This window comes from Paenibacillus sp. P13VS (assembly GCF_015143645.1).
Classification (GTDB): Bacteria; Bacillota; Bacilli; order Paenibacillales; family Paenibacillaceae; genus Paenibacillus; species Paenibacillus xylanilyticus_A.
Window position 1 is genome coordinate 124,500 of sequence record NZ_WYEV01000009.1, and the last position, 16,298, is coordinate 140,797.

A 16,298-nucleotide genomic window follows, 5' to 3' on the forward strand; every position below is an offset into this window, starting at 1 on the left:
CATACCATGAACATGATCACAGCGAGGCAGCTGCAAAAAGAATTCAAAACGCCTGTCGTTCGGGAAGGCCGGTTCTCCGGACTGCGGACGTTATTTTCACGCGAATACGTGTCCAAAGAGGCTGTATGTGACATCAGTTTTGACATTCCACAAGGGGAGTTCGTCGGATACATCGGGCCGAATGGTGCCGGCAAGTCGACCACGATCAAAATGTTGACCGGCATCCTCCACCCGACCTCGGGGGAAGTTCTGCTGGCCGGCATGAACCCACATCAGGAAAGGCTGCAAACCGTAAGGCGACTGGGAGTAGTATTTGGTCAACGCAGCCAGCTCTGGTGGGATCTGCCCGTGAAGGATTCGTATGATATTCTGGCTGAAATGTACGGTGTACCTGCTGAACTCAAAAGAAAACGGTTGTCCCAGTTCGCTGAACTGCTGGACCTTGAATCCTTCTGGGCCACGCCTGTCCGTAAACTCTCACTTGGACAGCGGATGCGTGCAGATCTGGCAGCTTCCATGCTGCATGATCCGGAACTGCTTTTTCTCGATGAACCCACCATTGGGCTGGATGTAAACGCCAAACGGAACATACGTCAGTTTCTGCGGACTCTAAATGAAGAGTTTGGCAAAACGATTTTGCTGACGACGCATGATATGGATGATATCGAGCAGTTATGCAGCCGGGTGATGGTTATCAATCACGGCCGGCTCACATATGACGGTACGATCTCCTCTCTGCGGGAGACGATTGGTCTGCCCACAATTATCCGGGTGACTTACCGAGGGGAGTTTCATATTCCGGATGCCATACCTCCTGCCATACAGATTACAGGGGTGGATGGACTGGTCGTAACTGTACAAGTGAACCGGAAAGAATGGAGTACGATGAATATTCTGAAGCTGCTGGAGCAATGGGGCGAGATTATCGATGTGGAGATGCAGGAACCGGATTTCGAAGATATTATCCACCAGGTATACTGATTGGCCCAATTTGGACAGATCTGGATGAGGGCCTGTTCGGATGCCGTTACATGCAAGAAGGACATGACGTACTGTAGTAACGGAGGTGAGGTTCATGCTTGTCACTAAACATGTACTGGCCGCGTCCAGCACACACTCTACTCCCTACTACATGGTGCGTGGTGCAGCGTCTGGCCCCGTGATGGTTGTCACTTCCGGCGTTCATGGAAATGAAACCGCAAGCATGGCTGCTGCGCAAAAACTCGCCGACGATTGCGCAGCAGGACGATTATCCATTCAGCGTGGTCTTCTCATTATTATTCCAAGAGTGAACCAGAAGGCTTATGGCAAAAAAATCAGGGGCAATCCCGATCTGAACAGAACATTTCCACGCCGCTTATCTGCCAAAGCGAAACATCCACTTGCTGCTGCCGTCTTTCGTCTGGCACGCGAACATGGACCGGACTGGTGGATCGACCTGCACGAGGCTAACGGATTGTCACAGCTCAGCTCCCGTGTATTGGGGCAAACCCTGATCACCAATCCCGGAAGCCGTGCTGTTCCAGCATGCAGAAGAATTATTGAACACATGAATCGTTCCATCGCCATTCGTGATCGGCATTTCAACCTGAAGCAGCATGAGCTTCCTGGATCTGCCCGGACAGCTGCAGCCAGATTGCTGCAGGCTCGTTCCGTCACCGTTGAAACCTGCTGGAGCCTGAAGCGATCCGTACGGATCAAGTATCAGACGAGAATTGTACACCACTTTTTGCGGGAAGCAGGGTTTATATGAAATAAGTAACCTCCCTATTCCATCGTAATGTGGAAGGGAGGTTATTATTTTATTCCTCTTTATTGTTACGGAAGGATTGAATGTAGTTATGGATATCCTTTTCCGATGTCATGAGCAAGGCTTCAAGGAACCCTTGCATACGCTGCAGATTCTTAATGTGACTCTCAATGTCTGTGATTCGGTCACGTACAAGCATTTTCAGCTGTTCACTTTCCATATCCTCCTGGCTAAGCAGCTGCAAGTTTTCCTGAATCTCTTTGAGCGAATATCCCAGTGACTGTGCATCCTGAATAAATTTGATTTTGACCAGATAATCCTCTGTATATATTCGATATCCGTTAGATGCCCGGCGGGGAGCAGGCAGTATGCCACTATTCTCGTAATAACGGATGGCGGCCATGCTTATTCCTGTCCGTTTCGCCAATTCGCCTCTCGTCATGGTACCCACAAAGCCTGTCCCACCTTTCCTCCTATTGTTGATTCATCTACTTATTACCTATGCTTGTATATTCGGTATCGTATGCTGCCTCCGGGAAACGGTCTGATGGTCCTTCCAACAGCACCTGCTGCTCTCCTTTCAGATAGCGGTCGAAGAATGCCAGCGTATACGATCTCGTGATATCCACATTATGCTCTGGCGTCATGCCCCTGGCAAACATTCGGGGCGAGATCAACGAGATATCTGTGAAGCTCTGGTGGAAAAAACCATCCACAGTCAGATAATAGGTATCATTCAAGCTATGTGTCATAACATGATCCAAATCCGGTTCGAATTCGGGATAAAACACGTTGTCTTTTTCGGTGGCGTCTGGTGCAAAACTTTTGGCTGTCTCACCTGACATGATATACATAAACGGCTGTTTCATGGCTGTCGTGGATACGGTCCCCCAGAATCCGCCTTCCAAACTGAGTCCTGCTTTGAAACGGTCATCCTGCGCCAGCGCTTCCGCTGTTGTCGCACCGCCGTAGGAGTGACCAAAGATACCGACACGGTCCAAATCCAGCTTACCTTCCAGTAGTTGATTTGGATCATGTTTATTCCACTGGGTGAGCGTATCCAGTACAAAGCTTGCGTCAGCTGCACGTATGCCTACTCCTTGGACATTATACTGATACAGTTCTTCTGACGTATCGAATTCGGGATTAGCTTCATACGCCACGCCATGCCCGTCCGGAAATGTAACTTGTGCTGATGTGTACGGATGGTCTATCCCCACCACAATGTATCCATGACTAACCAGTTCTTCAATAGCGGTCATACTTTGGAAACGGGCAGAACGAACCCCTGGAGAGAACAGCAGCACAGGATAACTGCTCTCGGCGGCCGATACCTTTGCACCCGTGACCACATGTGTGGGAATCGTGTCCAGATAGCTAAACACCTGTGGTGGAATACCGAACACGAGGCTGATAGCTTCACCCAGCTCTGCGGGATAATGCTCCAGCGGAAGTCCCTTGGCAGCTTCGTGATCCACTGGATACCAGACATTGATCATAAGTTCTCGCTTGTCTCCTGGCTTAGGCGACTTCGTCTCTTCGCGGGATTCATCCACGAGCTGCTGTTGGAATGTACCGATGGCATACAGGCCGGTTGGCTCAGGCATTGTAAAAGCAGGAAGTAACCAGGTCAGTGCCACTGAACCTGCACTAAGTAGCAATACCATGATAGAAATCAGCGTGGCTTGGATCCGTGATCTGTGATTCTTTTGTCGAACAACAATCATAACCAAAAGAACCAGGACCAGAAGATATGTAGGCAGCATTTGCACTCGAAATTGCTCTATTACACCGTGCAGCACAGTAAACAAAACCAAAGCAGATATCATAGCCATCCTCATCCCGCGTCTCGGACGAACCAGCATCAATATGGCGACCACAAGAGTTACAAGTACTAAAATCCATTCCAATATTCTCATCGTTCAACCTCCAACATCTCTGTAATACAACAAGGATAAACCTTGAAGCATACTTCAAGGTCAAGGTTAAACTTTTTGACCATATCATTAAGGGGCTGATATGATCTCTTCCAAATCAGGAATTAATAACAGTCATCATTAGAAAACCCGTCATACGTGGTACAGCAGCCCTGATTGGCTTGTACCTCGTCTGGCGGGTTTTCATGTTCAACTGAGCATTCTTTTTTAATCGCCCGAAGCGCTCTCTACAGTTACCTTGGTTCTCGGCATTGCATGCATGGCCCCAGCGGTTACATGGACCTGTACGACATATACGCCCGTTTCCTCGAACACATAGTTAGCCTCGTAGATTCCATCCCCTGTGGATTGGGCTGTAATCGCTCCCTGAGCTTCCAGATCCTCAGGATTCATTCCTTGATCCACAGCAGGTGCTGCTGGTTCATCTTTTTCATTCCATACCTGAAATTGCACATGGTCTGCATCATCCACGGGCTGACCTCCCTGCGTCAGTTTAATCTGCAGGGCAACATCATCCTGGATGGACACCTTATCCGGTACCATGAGCTGCACCTTAATCATCTCCAGCGTATCCGTACTCTGGGATGGCTCATCGTTGGAGCAGCCCACAGTCGTAAGGAGCAGAATGATAATTAACGGCATGAACCAACGGACTTGTCCACTCATCCATCATCTGTCCTTTCTTATGAAGAAGATTTTGGTGTTTTGCCAATTCCCCACAACATTACAATAATGATGATAAACGCAATCAGGGCAAGCAATGGAATCGTGATGAAACCAAACCAGTTCAAATAGTCGGTATAACAAGGAATTTGCCCACAAGCGACTGAATTGCCAGTAGCCGAATAGATTCGCTGAATGGTAACGTGGTATAACGAGATTCCACCGCCAATGAAACTAAGCGGAAGCACATATTTGGTAATCCCTACATCATCCTTGAAGTAGGCAATTCCAAGTACTATGGTCAGTGGATACATAAAAATTCGCTGGAACCAGCACAGATCACAAGGGATATATCCCTTTATCTCGCTGAAATATAAACTTCCTCCCGTCGCGATGACGGATACGGCCCAAGCAATAAACAGCCGGGTATCCACGTGTCTCGCCGGTCGCTCAGGTTTTGATGATGCACTCATTCATCTGGCCTCCTCTGCATTTTGAAATATCATAATACCTCATTCATGACGCAAGGGCTATTCAAGCCGTTATGTAGGGTGTTACATGATGATCATTATACCAAATATTTGAATAAATTGGTGAAACACAAAAGAGCTGCCTTGCGGGCAGCCCTCCTGTTTCTTTCTGGTTACTCGTTGGTCTACTTCCTATGATTACATCGATTTGGTCAATGTGATGGAACCGTCCTTTTGAGCCCATTTTACGTCCCAGTTCAGAATTTCAGCAATGAAACGCAGGGGTACTTGGGTACGTCCGTCTTTGTTAACAAACACTGTGGAGCCTACGTTCTTCTTCATACCGTTCACTTCCATGACTTTGTTGTTCACCCAGAATACGAGGGTATCATCACCAGCCATAACCGTAACTTCCTGGGCTTTTTTATCCCATTTCACCGTTGCACCAATTCCTTCACTCAGGAAGCGAAGTGGAATGTACGTCGTGTTTTTCCAGAGCACGGGTGTAGTGTCCATGTTGGTCGTTTTATCGTTAATTTTCAGCATTTTGCTGTTCAGCTTCATCCAAACAGTGGTCATGTCCGGAGCTGGCGTTGGTGTTGGGGCAGGTGTCATCGGCTCCTGAAACTTGTCATTGTTCTGAGTCACGATCGCATTACCCAGGGCTTGACCTACACCAAACATCACTTTGAAACCTTCACGATTCGTTGTATATGAAGCATCATAATTGCCGGCTGCATATTGGTCGAGAACTTTCTGTACTTGCTCCTCGTGTGTAGTCAGTGCTTCTTGTCCGGCTGCCTTAGGCAGATTGCCTGCAGTTGCCGAATCGAGGAATGCAGCAAATTCTGTGGTGAAACCATCAATACGCTTCTCTACCGCTGCACGAGCTGCTGCATCATTGTTTTTAACGGCTTTTACATAGTCACTCTGTGCATTAACATGATTGGTTACCCAAATTTTCTCGAAAGCGTTGGCTCCGTCATTACCGTAGATCGAAGCAATGGCTGCTTTGAAATCAGCTGTGTTCCCGGCTTCAGCTGTAACCAGAGCATTCGAGGCAGCTGTCCGTCCATCATATTCCTCTTGCATTTGCAGGGCAGACAGCGCAAAGTGCTCGGAAGCCAGGTGATTCAGAGCAGATCTTAGATCAGCTGCTTTTGTATCGGCTTTGGTGTTCTCGAACTTTTCAGGCATTTGTGTCGTGATTGCCGTGGAGAGCGCTTTACTTACGTCGAACATCTCCTTGAAACCTTCGCGGTACGCCTTGTATGCATCGCTGTAATCTCCGGCTACATATTCATCGAATACTTTTTGCACGAGATCTTCATGTACCTTCAGTGCTTCTTTGGCTGCCGCTTTTGGCAATTTGCCTTCCGTTGCGGTGTTCAGGAATGTGGAGAACTCATCGACAAATCCATTGATGTTATCCTGTGCTTGTTTGATGCCAGCCTGGTTGCCCATTTTGGTTGCTTTCACCAAGTCGTCGGTGTATTTATTATGAGCGCGGAAGATACGTTCGAATTCCTTCGCACCTGCATCACCGTACAGGGAGGCGATGGCCGGCTGCATATCCAGGGCATTTTGGTCGAGTGCTTTGTAAGCTGCGTCTGCATCTTTTGCTCCGTCATATGCTTTAGCCATAGCTGTTACCGCCAGTGCAAAATGTTCCGAAAGTAGGTGATCCAAGTTGGCTCTAAGATCAGCAGCAGGTGTGTTCACGGATGCCTTCATCGTAGTCATTGGCATCTGTTGCGCAGAAGCAGCCCCTGCGATTCCCGGCATCAAGAGCGTCAAGCTTAGCATGGGTGCGATAAACTTCTTCATTTTCATTTTCATTACGTATTCACTCCTCAATCTAATTTTGTATGCTTTGTTTCCTCGTCGTCGTTTTCAAAGGGTGTAACGCAGGGATCCCGAATCTGGATCACCCCATAGGCAAAAAAAATTCACGACCTCCGTTTGGGAGAGCCGCGAATCCGCATCACTACTGGTTTTTTTCATAATCATAATCATTTAAATTTATTGTGATCTCTTGTTGGAATTGAGTTATATACACTGTAAGTCATCTGCTTAATTTCCCTTAATCTCACAAATAAAACCTTACATCCCAGGTTATCCTGGGGTACAATAAAGGAGATGAATTTTACGCCTTTTGAAGGAGGTTCACTCATGAGTTGGCTGCCTTATCTTTTAATTATTGGTATTGCCTTGTTTGGCGGCATTGCCACCCTGATCATCGGAAATTCCAAAGCCAATCAGACCAGCAACCCCGAATACGACCGCCGAACCAAACAGAATTTGAGCCGGTTAACCTATGTATACGTTGGTGCCATCGTGCTTGGCATGGGCGGACTCATCCTTTACCTTGTAAACTAAACGATTTCCAGGGTTCAATGAAGTATGACTTTATATCTGTTCAACATCTTAATCGTTCGTTCTACATATAAGATGGCTGGGGAATTCATTCCCCTCTCCTTGATCACCGCCAAGCACCCTCGCAGCATCCATACATGGATCTGTTGGTACAGACTCTTTCTGTTTAAAACAATATTCCCATGCCCATATCCGCGCTCAAAATCCGCCACGATAGTATCTAGTTCTCTTACATTTACCGATGAAGGTATGGTGGAAGTCAGCGCGGCTGCCAAATCAAAATGATGGTTCCCCCTCCTCACTTCACCCATATCAATAACGTGGATGCACTCCTTCGTAAATAACATGTTCCATACGCCAAGATCCCCATGAATCATGGTGTTATTCTTCGATTTATATTCCATGCACTGCTCGGTATGCTCTGTTAAAGCCCGGATTCCTTCGTATGATGAATTCTTCACTTCATTAGACACAGCACTCCATAATTGGTGTAACTCATAGCGATCCTTCTGCTCTGGAATATCCAAATGAGAGATCAGTTGATGAAAAAGGGAAATCACGTTACCCAACTGCACAAAATCAATGCTCACTTGATGATACGGAATTGTATTGTTTATGTAGGTTTGCAAATTATAGATCTCATGATTGTAGATGATATAGGATAGACCATCTCTGGCTTTGAGCATCTTTGGAGAAATGTTTACCGATGCCAGCACTTGATAAAGTTTATGTTCAGCATGAGCCTGCTGTTCATTTTTGAGTTTACGCAGAACGTATTTGCCAGATGCAGCATGAATCAGCATCGCCTTAGAACTGTTACCTTGTTGCAAGGCAGTGCTGGTTAGCACTTGGCCAATATCATAATGTTCCCTCACAAAATCGATGTCAGTCATAACTCCTCTCCTTTTCATTTTATTGGTTTCACTATGCACATAAATAGATTTGCAATGTTTACAAGTTGGAGATAATTCAGAATTATTATGGATAACTTCCGGGTTTAATATAAAGCCATAAGGGACAGCGAGCCCTACAAATGACAATTATAAGTTGATCCTCACATTTTACACGGTAACGTAGAGTGCAGAACCCATCTGAAGAAGCGAAGCGGTCACCTTTATCATCGGATTTACCCTTTTAAAATAAGTCAATAAATCTGGGGATAAGAGGGATCGGAAGATGGTACTGCAATCGAAGTTGTTAAGTGTGAATTCGATCAGATCAACTTATACACTGAACCTAAAGGAGAGTTATACATGATGAAAAAAAACCTGAAGAAATCTGCTGCAGCGATGATGGTTCTTGGCATGACCTTAACAGGAGCTGCTGGTGTATTTGCCGGTACTCAACTGGAGAAAATCTCCGCTTATCTTAATCATGGCATCAGCTTCAATGTAGATGGAGCAGCTTATACACCAACGGATGGCAATGGGAATAAACTTGCACCGATCACTTACAACAATTCAACCTACCTGCCTGTACGTGCCATTGCGGATGCGCTTCATGTTCCTGTATCCTACGACGGCAAAAAAGGTCAGGTTATCATCGGCGAAGCAGCGAGCAATCCTTCTGCCCTGTCCAATGTAACCTACAGTGCTGCGCAAAAAGAAGCAATTCAAAAAGCATTTGCACAGTTCGATGGTTTTGAAACAGCCTATGCACCTCAGCAAAGTATCCAAGGTGATACGTTTAAAAGCGTTGGCGCCGGGGGCGATGGTGTAAGCTTTATCTTCACTCATATGAAAGTAAGTGTATCTCCACGTGATTACTCGGATGGCTATGACAGCAAAGATGTGAAATTGTCCAACGGCGTTACTGCCAAATGGTACACGCCGGATCAAACGGGCATGCTGACATTTAAACTGGATGATCGTTATGTAACGCTCAGCTCCCCTGACCATAAGTTGACTCAGGCACAGCTTGCTCAGGTGGCCGTATCTGTCCAGAAGGTGAATAACAACGATCAAGGCATTACCGGGTTTGCCAATGTAAATTACACCAAGGAACAAGCAGATACCATTCGTAAAGCATTTGCAAAATTCGATGACTTTGAGACGGCTTACGCGCCTCAGCACATGATTGCCGGAGATGCATTCCAAAGTGTGAGTGCCGGCGGTGATGGCGTAAACTTTGTATTCAAACATATGAATGTCACGGTATCCCCGAAAGACTACTCGTTCAGCTATGATGGCAAAGAAGTCAAACTGTCTAACGGCGTACATGCCAAGTGGTATACACCGGACAAAACAGATCTGCTGACATTCCAACTGGATGATCGCTATGTTACACTCAGCTCACCAAATAATGCACTGACACACACACAGCTCGAACAAATGGCCGTGTCCGTGCAAAAACTGAAATAAAACGAAACATACCAAAACACACATCATGCTGCTCCTATTAACGGGGGCAGCTTTGATGTGTGTTTTGTCCTATTCCAAACAATATGACTGTTATGAAAACAAGGCTTTCGTCCAGCTTCAATTCGCTCTAGATGCGGTTATAATGAATGGTATATGCACATTTAATAGAGACATGAACAGTTAGGGAGGGAAAAACAATGAACCAGCGTATAGATCTTTCGCCTGAGGAGCTGCAGCAGCTGGCAGGTGAATTCAGCAAGGCTTCCCAGAATGGTAATGATATTTTGGCACAGCTGAGAACGATGGTGGATCAAGCCGAAGGCCAGTGGGAAGGTGAACGGCAGCGTGAATTCATGCAGCGGATCAACGACAGTATGACATCGATCAGCAATTATCTGCTTGGTTTGCAGGAGACCAGCACCAGCCTGCAGCAGACGGCAACCCGCTTTCGTGAAACGGATCAGTCACGCTAGGACTGATCCGTTATCCGTTAAGGTTGTATGTTAACTTGGCATATTTCTGCAACGTTCATATTTATTTTTTTCAACTCAAGCCCATCATTTATTCATGCAGATTGCCAGCAAATGCTTCTTCTTCCTCATCCACATACCCTCTGAAAATGATCTCTTCGATATCTTCATGATTAAATACATACGTATAATCCGGATTAATATATCCTTCCGGGTACAAACATCCAATGTAATCGAACTGACGAGGCGGTTCTGTCATTAACATCTGCTTGCGACCATAAATGACGAGCTTTTTGGTGCCCTCCTTCAGCCGGATTACGGAGCCGTTGGGCAGTAAAGTCAATGTATCTTTTTCCATATGGTATGTAGCCTCCTTCAACTATTCTGCGCTTTATGGGCAATGGTTTCCTTCGGGGCATACAGTACCCGGCGCAGCCAGTAATACCGATGCACATCCATGATAAAGTGAAATACAACAAAAGCCAGCATAATATAGACACACATCAGGACCACCGCAACGGTCTGCTGCGTGACAAAGGCCAATGATAGATTGGCCACCAGATAACCGGCTCCAGTCAGCATCGTCAGCGTCGCGACAGGCATACGTGTGCCTGCACCCGCTTTTGGTCGATGTGGAGACTGCTGCAGTTTACGCAGATGGAACCTGGCATAGTGATACAAAGCGAAACCGTATACTGCAAACGACCCGATCGCATACCAAGGGGTTGTCAGTCCAAGCATGCCATAAGCAAACTTTTGCACGATGATCATGAATCCCAGGGAACAGACGATTCCAAATACGCCGCGGAACAAAACATAATTCAGCTGCAGTTTGCGCGGTGCCGCAATCAGGGCTACTGCCCATACATTCATGACCGCCAGAGGAGGCAGCAGAATATAAGCATATAAGGACTGGAACGGAATACTAAAAACCGGGATCAGCAGGAAGACGTTCAGAAAAAAGAGTACCAGCGTACCTGCGCTGAAACGAATCCCATCCGCCGCATATACCGCAAGATAATTTTCAAAGGCGTCCGGGTGGTAGGAGGTTCCTTCTACCCTTTTGCCAGCAAAATGGTTCGTCGGTGATGTGGAACGCTGCTGACGTGCCATCTATTTGAACCATCCTGATACGGTAGACCAGGCTTTCTTCGCTCCGTGTTTCACCACGTCTTTCACGGAATCATCCTGCCCGTCGCCATCCAGATCCATATTCATGGTTACCCCTTCTGCGAGATAAGTCAGACCTACGGATACACCCAAACCAACCGCACCAACGGCCAATACGGGTGCTGCAGCAGGCAGAATCGCAGCGGTCAGCAGGGTTGCACCTACTGTCGTTGCCCCACCAACAACAACGTTTCCGATGATATCCCCGGCAATTTTGTCAGTGGATGCGTTCTGGCTGATGTTCTCCTGTGTATCTGTAAACACATCAATGCCGACGCTGGCCCATCCCAGTTTATCCGTCAATGCGGACCTGACCGCATAACCGGGTTTGATCATCGAGGCGATTTCCTTAATCTGAGGCGTAGCTGTTCCGTTGGCTATTCTGGCTTCAATGTCGCGAACATAATGAATTTTATAGTCACGGGGTCTGCCATTGACTACTGGATTATTTTTGACGGAATCAAAGCTTTCACGAACCAAAATTCGCGGAGTATTCCGATCAAGCTGCTGCTTCACCATATAGCCATTTCTAACCCGATACCCTAGTTTGGCAACAGCCGCCGCAGCCGTCAGTGTACCCACCGTGCTGCCAGGCCCATCGAATGGTGCAAGTGGATTAATGCCAGTCAGCCCAAATGTACCGCCAGATTGATCCTCCTGTTCCATTCGCTCACGAGTCGTTTTCACGTATGCAGCCAGCTGCTGCATGCTCTGTCCGGCCGTCTGAAACCGCTGCTGATGCGATTGATACAAGCCAATAATGGTCTGCCGGTTACCCGACTGCCAGGCCGCTCCCTGAATGGAGCGCTGGAGAATACCATCTACCTGCTGCAGCTGTGCAGTAACCTGTTCAATCTGCTGTGCCAGCGAGTTCAAGTACTCCGATTTCATAATAATCTTGGTCAACTGGATCTCCCCCTTAAGCATACCTGCGTTCTATGGGATTAAACTGCAGGCAAAATGGATAACGAACGCGTCGTTAGCAAAAAAAGGCTCTGAATCAGCTCTTCTTCTGTTATCTTGAATGCTGAAAATCGTTCTTTTCTTTCATCTTCCTTGTCTTCAATGAACAGCCAATTGCCTGCACAACTACCCACAAAATAGATGGTTTGAGGCTTGTTCTGCATTCCGCGGGTGGATACCTCAAACTGCCCTTGTTTCTGGATGTTAACAAACGCTTGGGTCAGTTCGTGAATTGCAGCCGAATGTACATGCAGGTCCTGGCGCAAGGCGTTGGTTACCCTTTCGATGCCTGATTCGTTATCCAGCGTCAGCAACTGCTGCAGTGTGTGCTTCTGAATAGGGGTAAGGATGGATTCCTCGGCAGAGTCAGGCAATTCAATCCGATTGCCCATAATACGAAGCAAGTCCTGCAAGCTTTCGAATGAAGTCAGGGTCACCTGATCCCGTTCAGGATGCCAGAGCCATTCAACGATGTTTGTTCCGGAAATGAAGCCATAGGTCAGAGATGATTCACGCTGTTCCGCGATTGATGTCTTCAGATGAAGCTTCATCACTGCGCTGCTGAGCTTGCAGCTCTGGAGCAGCTGATGGACTTGCGGATGTATGGTAATGTCATTATCTTCAGATTCAATAACGCCGTCCTTGATCAGATCGGCTTTTATTTTTTCAAATGCAGGCTTGGCCCGCTCACCCTGTAATGCAGCATCGTTCAGATGTGCAAAGAGTACTTCAGCTTCCGGGATATGCATTAACTGAAACAGAAACAGAGCCTCCCGGCCAGAGCAGGTAAACGAAGTATATGTAGGCACAGTCATTCCTCTTTTCCATGATTTATGCATCAAACTCCAATGGAAGAGCCTATCTTTTTATTGTAAAAGGATCGTCATTCAGGCTCAATGCGCCCCCACTCCTGTTCTTGGGACGTTCAACCTGATTATATTTACCCACTAAGCTGTGGAAACGCACAGGGTTGAATCACTTCTGAATTTTGAAATTTCAAATGAGAAGCTAGAAACAAAAAAAAGCAGCAAGGACCGAGTATTCCCTGCTGCTTCTTCTTATCGTCTTCAGGTCAGATCGGTTAAACGGATAACTCTTCTATAATACATGGAATCCAACCAATCTTCCCAGTCCAGTTCACTAGCATTGCTGTTACGATAATATACAGCAGACGCAGGAAGATAACCAACCAAGGGACCCATGCCGCCACAGATCATCTCGCCGCCATCGCCGCCTTTGGGCAGCACTTCTCCAGAACAATCCATCGTCAATTCAACTTTGTATGGATCTCCGGCAAAATGGAGTCCAAAAAAATTGGGCTGTTCCAAATCATACGGCATTTCATCCTCTGCAACGAGCGACAGGTCCATCTCGACCGATTCACACACGATCTCAGTCAGCCCTTCCAAGCGTCCAAAATGCTTCAACTTCATCGTATAATCGAAACTGTCGCCCCAGGGAAATAACGTACGACAGCCACCCCCGCACAAATACTCCCATTCATCCTCGGTGAGCAAACCAAAACCCGCTTCAGCTTGTTCCTCCAGCAAGTCTTCAGGCGTAAGCTCCTCATTGTATAGTTGTATCCGGACTTCCTCACCCTGACGCTCCAGGCGAAATGTCTGATACTGCTCCAATCCCTTTAGATCAGAATGATTGAATTTCTCCAGCTCTGCTGCAAAACCAGGTTCATGCCCTGCGAGTGCTTCTTCCTCGGTAACATCAATCCAGCCAAGTGATTGTGTCAGGCACTCCACCAGCATGGGAGCGATAGCCGCTTCTCTTACCGGTGACATCTGGCTCGCCAGAAAAGAATCCACGTCCTCTATGCCATACTCACTTATCGCCTCAGCTAGATCTGCTGAAGTCTCCTCATTCATGCCCTCCTGCCACTGACTCCACCCTAAGGTCACATGGTCTCCAGGTACAAACACAAACTTTCGCCCTGCATACATAAATACACCCGTTTCGGTTCGCTGACCGAACCGTTCAAACGTTTTTACAGCGATGTATTCCATACCCGCCGGACACAAAGCAATCATCCCTTGCAGCAGCTCTTCTTTTTCCTGAACAGATAACCCTGCCCATATGGCACGAGTCAATGTTTCCATGGCTCTCCGCCTTTCCAGATGCTCTTCCACGCCTTGATGACTAAGCTCCTATCTACCTGCAGCCTGCAGGAGCTCTAGCAGCAGCTCTTTCCGTTTCCCTTCAGCCTTGCGGGCCAGACCTGCAAGCTTCTCCACTTTGCCCCAGATTGGATATATCACACGCTCCACTTCATAGGTTTCCAGACCGCTGATCTGCTGCACCATAAGCGCAAGCTTCTCTTCATTCTCCAGTTCGGGCTGAATCTTCAGCTTCAAGCCATCCGTCGAACGTCGTAGGCAGGCAACCAATACAGGTGCAGAGTTAGCTGTTATACCATGCTTTTCGGCAAAGGCAGCAGTGAATTTGTCCTGCACCAATTGGTGTTCATCGTCCACTTCTCCCATATAAAATTCAACCAAAGGAAAATACGCCTCGTCTGCGAGCCCCAGTCCAAACGTGGCATAGCTGCCTGGCATACAGTTCTTCTCCCCCTCCGTGTCTCCATACCATTCGAATTCTTCAATGGCTTCACGAGCGTACTCTTCAAGAAGTGGATGCAAATTCGGATAATCCAGTGCACTCGCGAAGAACCGATGAGTATCCGACTTGGCGAGTCCCTTTATCGGCAAATATGGTTTTGCCTTGGATTTAAGCTTGATCTTATAGCTCTTAGGGAAGCCTTTCTTCAGTAAACGAATAATGAATGCGAGTGCCTGCTCGTAGGCAGATGCTTCCTCCTGACGGATAATGATTGTAATGAGAGAGAACACATCATTGGCTGTGCATTCCACCTGTTCATTTTTCACATGAATATCTTCCTTGGCATAAGCCCCGCTGCCTTCTGTCATCATTCGAACTGCACGGTCGCTCCCCAGCTGTTTCGCCAGTTCCAGGAAGGTAAGGCCTGTCGGTTTACTGTAGCTGGGCTCAAAACGCAGAATCATGACCGCTGCGTACAGCAGCAGATCGATAGGCTGGGCCTCTTGCTGCCCCTGGTTCTTAACTTCTCCATGAGACTCATTCTGTTCCAGTACGGCGCCTGGCTTGAGTGTATATTCGTTCGACCTATACTCCGATAACTGAATATCATAATACTGTGGCAAAAATTGATTCTCTGCCCAGTCCTTCAATGCACGAATGATATTGCCGCGATGCTCCGCCAGGGCATCCTGACGCCCTTTATTCAATTCCTGAATGCGGTCATACTGAGCTATAATCCATGCAATATTTGGACTCGGAAACAGCACTGGATCAAGCAAATGACGTGTCAGAAAAAAGGACTCCAGCGGCTTCGTTGGATATGTACCATTCTCCAGCTTTTGTTCGACATAGGTATGGATGCGATCCAGCAGCTGCTCTCTCTTCTCTTCGTTGATATATTCAAATAGCGTCAAATGCAGCTTCCCTTCGGTTGTTGGAAATTTCCCGCGAAAGGTGAAATGATAGTCGATCAGCGGTGTATCTCCCAGCCCATCCAATCTTCTCTGGATCACTTCAGCAAGCTGAGGCTGAATTTCGCTTCGCACCTGCTCTTCCGTAAATGAACCTGCGTTCCTGGAGTTCAAGCCATCATCCAAACCGAGATCGAGGCTGTCAACCGTCGTACGTCCAGGTCTGTAATCCAGTAAAACATCACCCATGATCCCCATCTGCAGCGTGGTTCGTTTCACTACCTTGTCCAAGTCGCTTCGCTTCTCCTGTTCATCAAACCATTCATGAATGGCGCCTATCATCTCTTCCATGGCCTGATCATATAGTGTACTCATCCCATCTCCTGCCTTTCGTGATTAAACTCTTTCAAATAACTCATGTTCTATTCCTTCAGGATCGCTCCATAAATCTCGCAGGTGAAAATACGTATTGACGTTCGCATAACACCTATTATTTTACTCTCTCAAGCACACCAGGAACAATAAGACTTATGCACGGTTGTTGACTAAGAAAATAGATGATCTCCCCCTTCTGCACCTGTCTGTGCATCCGGCACTCATACCAAAAAAACACCGGAGTCAGGCGACTTTACGCCCAAATCCGGTGTATTCACGAAA

At 47.2% G+C, this 16,298-nt stretch carries 17 protein-coding genes; 5 read left to right on the top strand and 12 right to left on the bottom strand.

The annotated features are described in order from the left end of the window. Positions 1-12: 12 nt before the first annotated feature. Complete coding sequence (locus GUA98_RS22030; protein WP_193724415.1) at positions 13-981, top strand: ATP-binding cassette domain-containing protein; 969 nt, start codon at positions 13-15, stop codon at positions 979-981. A gap of 94 nt (positions 982-1,075) precedes the next feature. Beyond that, entirely contained in the window at positions 1,076-1,753 is a 678-nt protein-coding gene (locus tag GUA98_RS22035) for a succinylglutamate desuccinylase/aspartoacylase family protein (RefSeq protein WP_153980012.1), read from the top strand. 49 nt (positions 1,754-1,802) lie between these two features. Here GUA98_RS22035 and GUA98_RS22040 read toward each other — a convergent pair whose 3' ends face one another. The 5 genes from GUA98_RS22040 to GUA98_RS22060 all read right to left on the bottom strand — a co-directional run bounded on the left by GUA98_RS22040 (position 1,803) and on the right by GUA98_RS22060 (position 6,653). Next, positions 1,803-2,192, bottom strand: a complete 390-nt coding sequence (locus tag GUA98_RS22040; RefSeq protein ID WP_227779975.1) for a MerR family transcriptional regulator — start codon at positions 2,190-2,192, stop codon at positions 1,803-1,805. 46 nt (positions 2,193-2,238) lie between these two features. Further along, positions 2,239-3,669, bottom strand: a complete 1,431-nt coding sequence (locus GUA98_RS22045; RefSeq protein ID WP_193724382.1) for an alpha/beta hydrolase family protein — start codon at positions 3,667-3,669, stop codon at positions 2,239-2,241. A 225-nt stretch (positions 3,670-3,894) separates the two neighbouring features. Continuing rightward, complete coding sequence (locus GUA98_RS22050; RefSeq protein WP_193724383.1) at positions 3,895-4,353, bottom strand: FixH family protein; 459 nt, start codon at positions 4,351-4,353, stop codon at positions 3,895-3,897. Positions 4,354-4,370: 17 nt separating this feature from the next. Beyond that, positions 4,371-4,823, bottom strand: a complete 453-nt coding sequence (locus tag GUA98_RS22055; RefSeq protein WP_095292301.1) for a disulfide oxidoreductase — start codon at positions 4,821-4,823, stop codon at positions 4,371-4,373. A 195-nt stretch (positions 4,824-5,018) separates the two neighbouring features. Further along, positions 5,019-6,653 (bottom strand): copper amine oxidase N-terminal domain-containing protein, encoded by a 1,635-nt coding sequence (locus GUA98_RS22060; RefSeq protein WP_193724416.1) that lies wholly within the window; start codon positions 6,651-6,653, stop codon positions 5,019-5,021. Between the two features lie 339 nt (positions 6,654-6,992). On the opposite strand from GUA98_RS22060, the gene GUA98_RS22065 reads away from it, so the two are divergent. Continuing rightward, positions 6,993-7,199, top strand: coding sequence for a hypothetical protein (locus tag GUA98_RS22065; RefSeq protein WP_183526182.1), 207 nt, complete (start codon positions 6,993-6,995; stop codon positions 7,197-7,199). Between the two features lie 14 nt (positions 7,200-7,213). Here GUA98_RS22065 and GUA98_RS22070 read toward each other — a convergent pair whose 3' ends face one another. After that, positions 7,214-8,236, bottom strand: a complete 1,023-nt coding sequence (locus GUA98_RS22070; RefSeq protein WP_193724384.1) for a phosphotransferase — start codon at positions 8,234-8,236, stop codon at positions 7,214-7,216. Between the two features lie 213 nt (positions 8,237-8,449). On the opposite strand from GUA98_RS22070, the gene GUA98_RS22075 reads away from it, so the two are divergent. Both GUA98_RS22075 and GUA98_RS22080 read left to right on the top strand, forming a co-directional pair. Further along, positions 8,450-9,556, top strand: coding sequence for a stalk domain-containing protein (locus GUA98_RS22075; protein ID WP_227779958.1), 1,107 nt, complete (start codon positions 8,450-8,452; stop codon positions 9,554-9,556). Between the two features lie 197 nt (positions 9,557-9,753). Then, entirely contained in the window at positions 9,754-10,029 is a 276-nt protein-coding gene (locus tag GUA98_RS22080) for a WXG100 family type VII secretion target (protein WP_095292300.1), read from the top strand. A gap of 88 nt (positions 10,030-10,117) precedes the next feature. Here GUA98_RS22080 and GUA98_RS22085 read toward each other — a convergent pair whose 3' ends face one another. The 6 genes from GUA98_RS22085 to GUA98_RS22110 form a co-directional block, all read right to left on the bottom strand. Next, positions 10,118-10,384, bottom strand: coding sequence for a DUF4176 domain-containing protein (locus tag GUA98_RS22085; protein WP_193724385.1), 267 nt, complete (start codon positions 10,382-10,384; stop codon positions 10,118-10,120). Between the two features lie 17 nt (positions 10,385-10,401). Beyond that, positions 10,402-11,139, bottom strand: a complete 738-nt coding sequence (locus GUA98_RS22090) for a hypothetical protein (protein ID WP_193724386.1) — start codon at positions 11,137-11,139, stop codon at positions 10,402-10,404. Next, positions 11,140-12,102: a hypothetical protein gene (locus tag GUA98_RS29765; protein WP_227779960.1), complete on the bottom strand. Its 963-nt coding sequence runs from the start codon at positions 12,100-12,102 to the stop codon at positions 11,140-11,142. It abuts the gene before it with no gap. Between the two features lie 38 nt (positions 12,103-12,140). After that, positions 12,141-12,968: a hypothetical protein gene (locus tag GUA98_RS22100; RefSeq protein WP_193724387.1), complete on the bottom strand. Its 828-nt coding sequence runs from the start codon at positions 12,966-12,968 to the stop codon at positions 12,141-12,143. 258 nt (positions 12,969-13,226) lie between these two features. Continuing rightward, on the bottom strand, positions 13,227-14,270 hold the full coding sequence (locus tag GUA98_RS22105) for a hypothetical protein (protein ID WP_193724388.1): 1,044 nt from the start codon (positions 14,268-14,270) through the stop codon (positions 13,227-13,229). Positions 14,271-14,318: 48 nt separating this feature from the next. Further along, on the bottom strand, positions 14,319-16,016 hold the full coding sequence (locus tag GUA98_RS22110; RefSeq protein ID WP_193724389.1) for a DUF6138 family protein: 1,698 nt from the start codon (positions 16,014-16,016) through the stop codon (positions 14,319-14,321). Positions 16,017-16,298 lie beyond the last annotated feature (282 nt).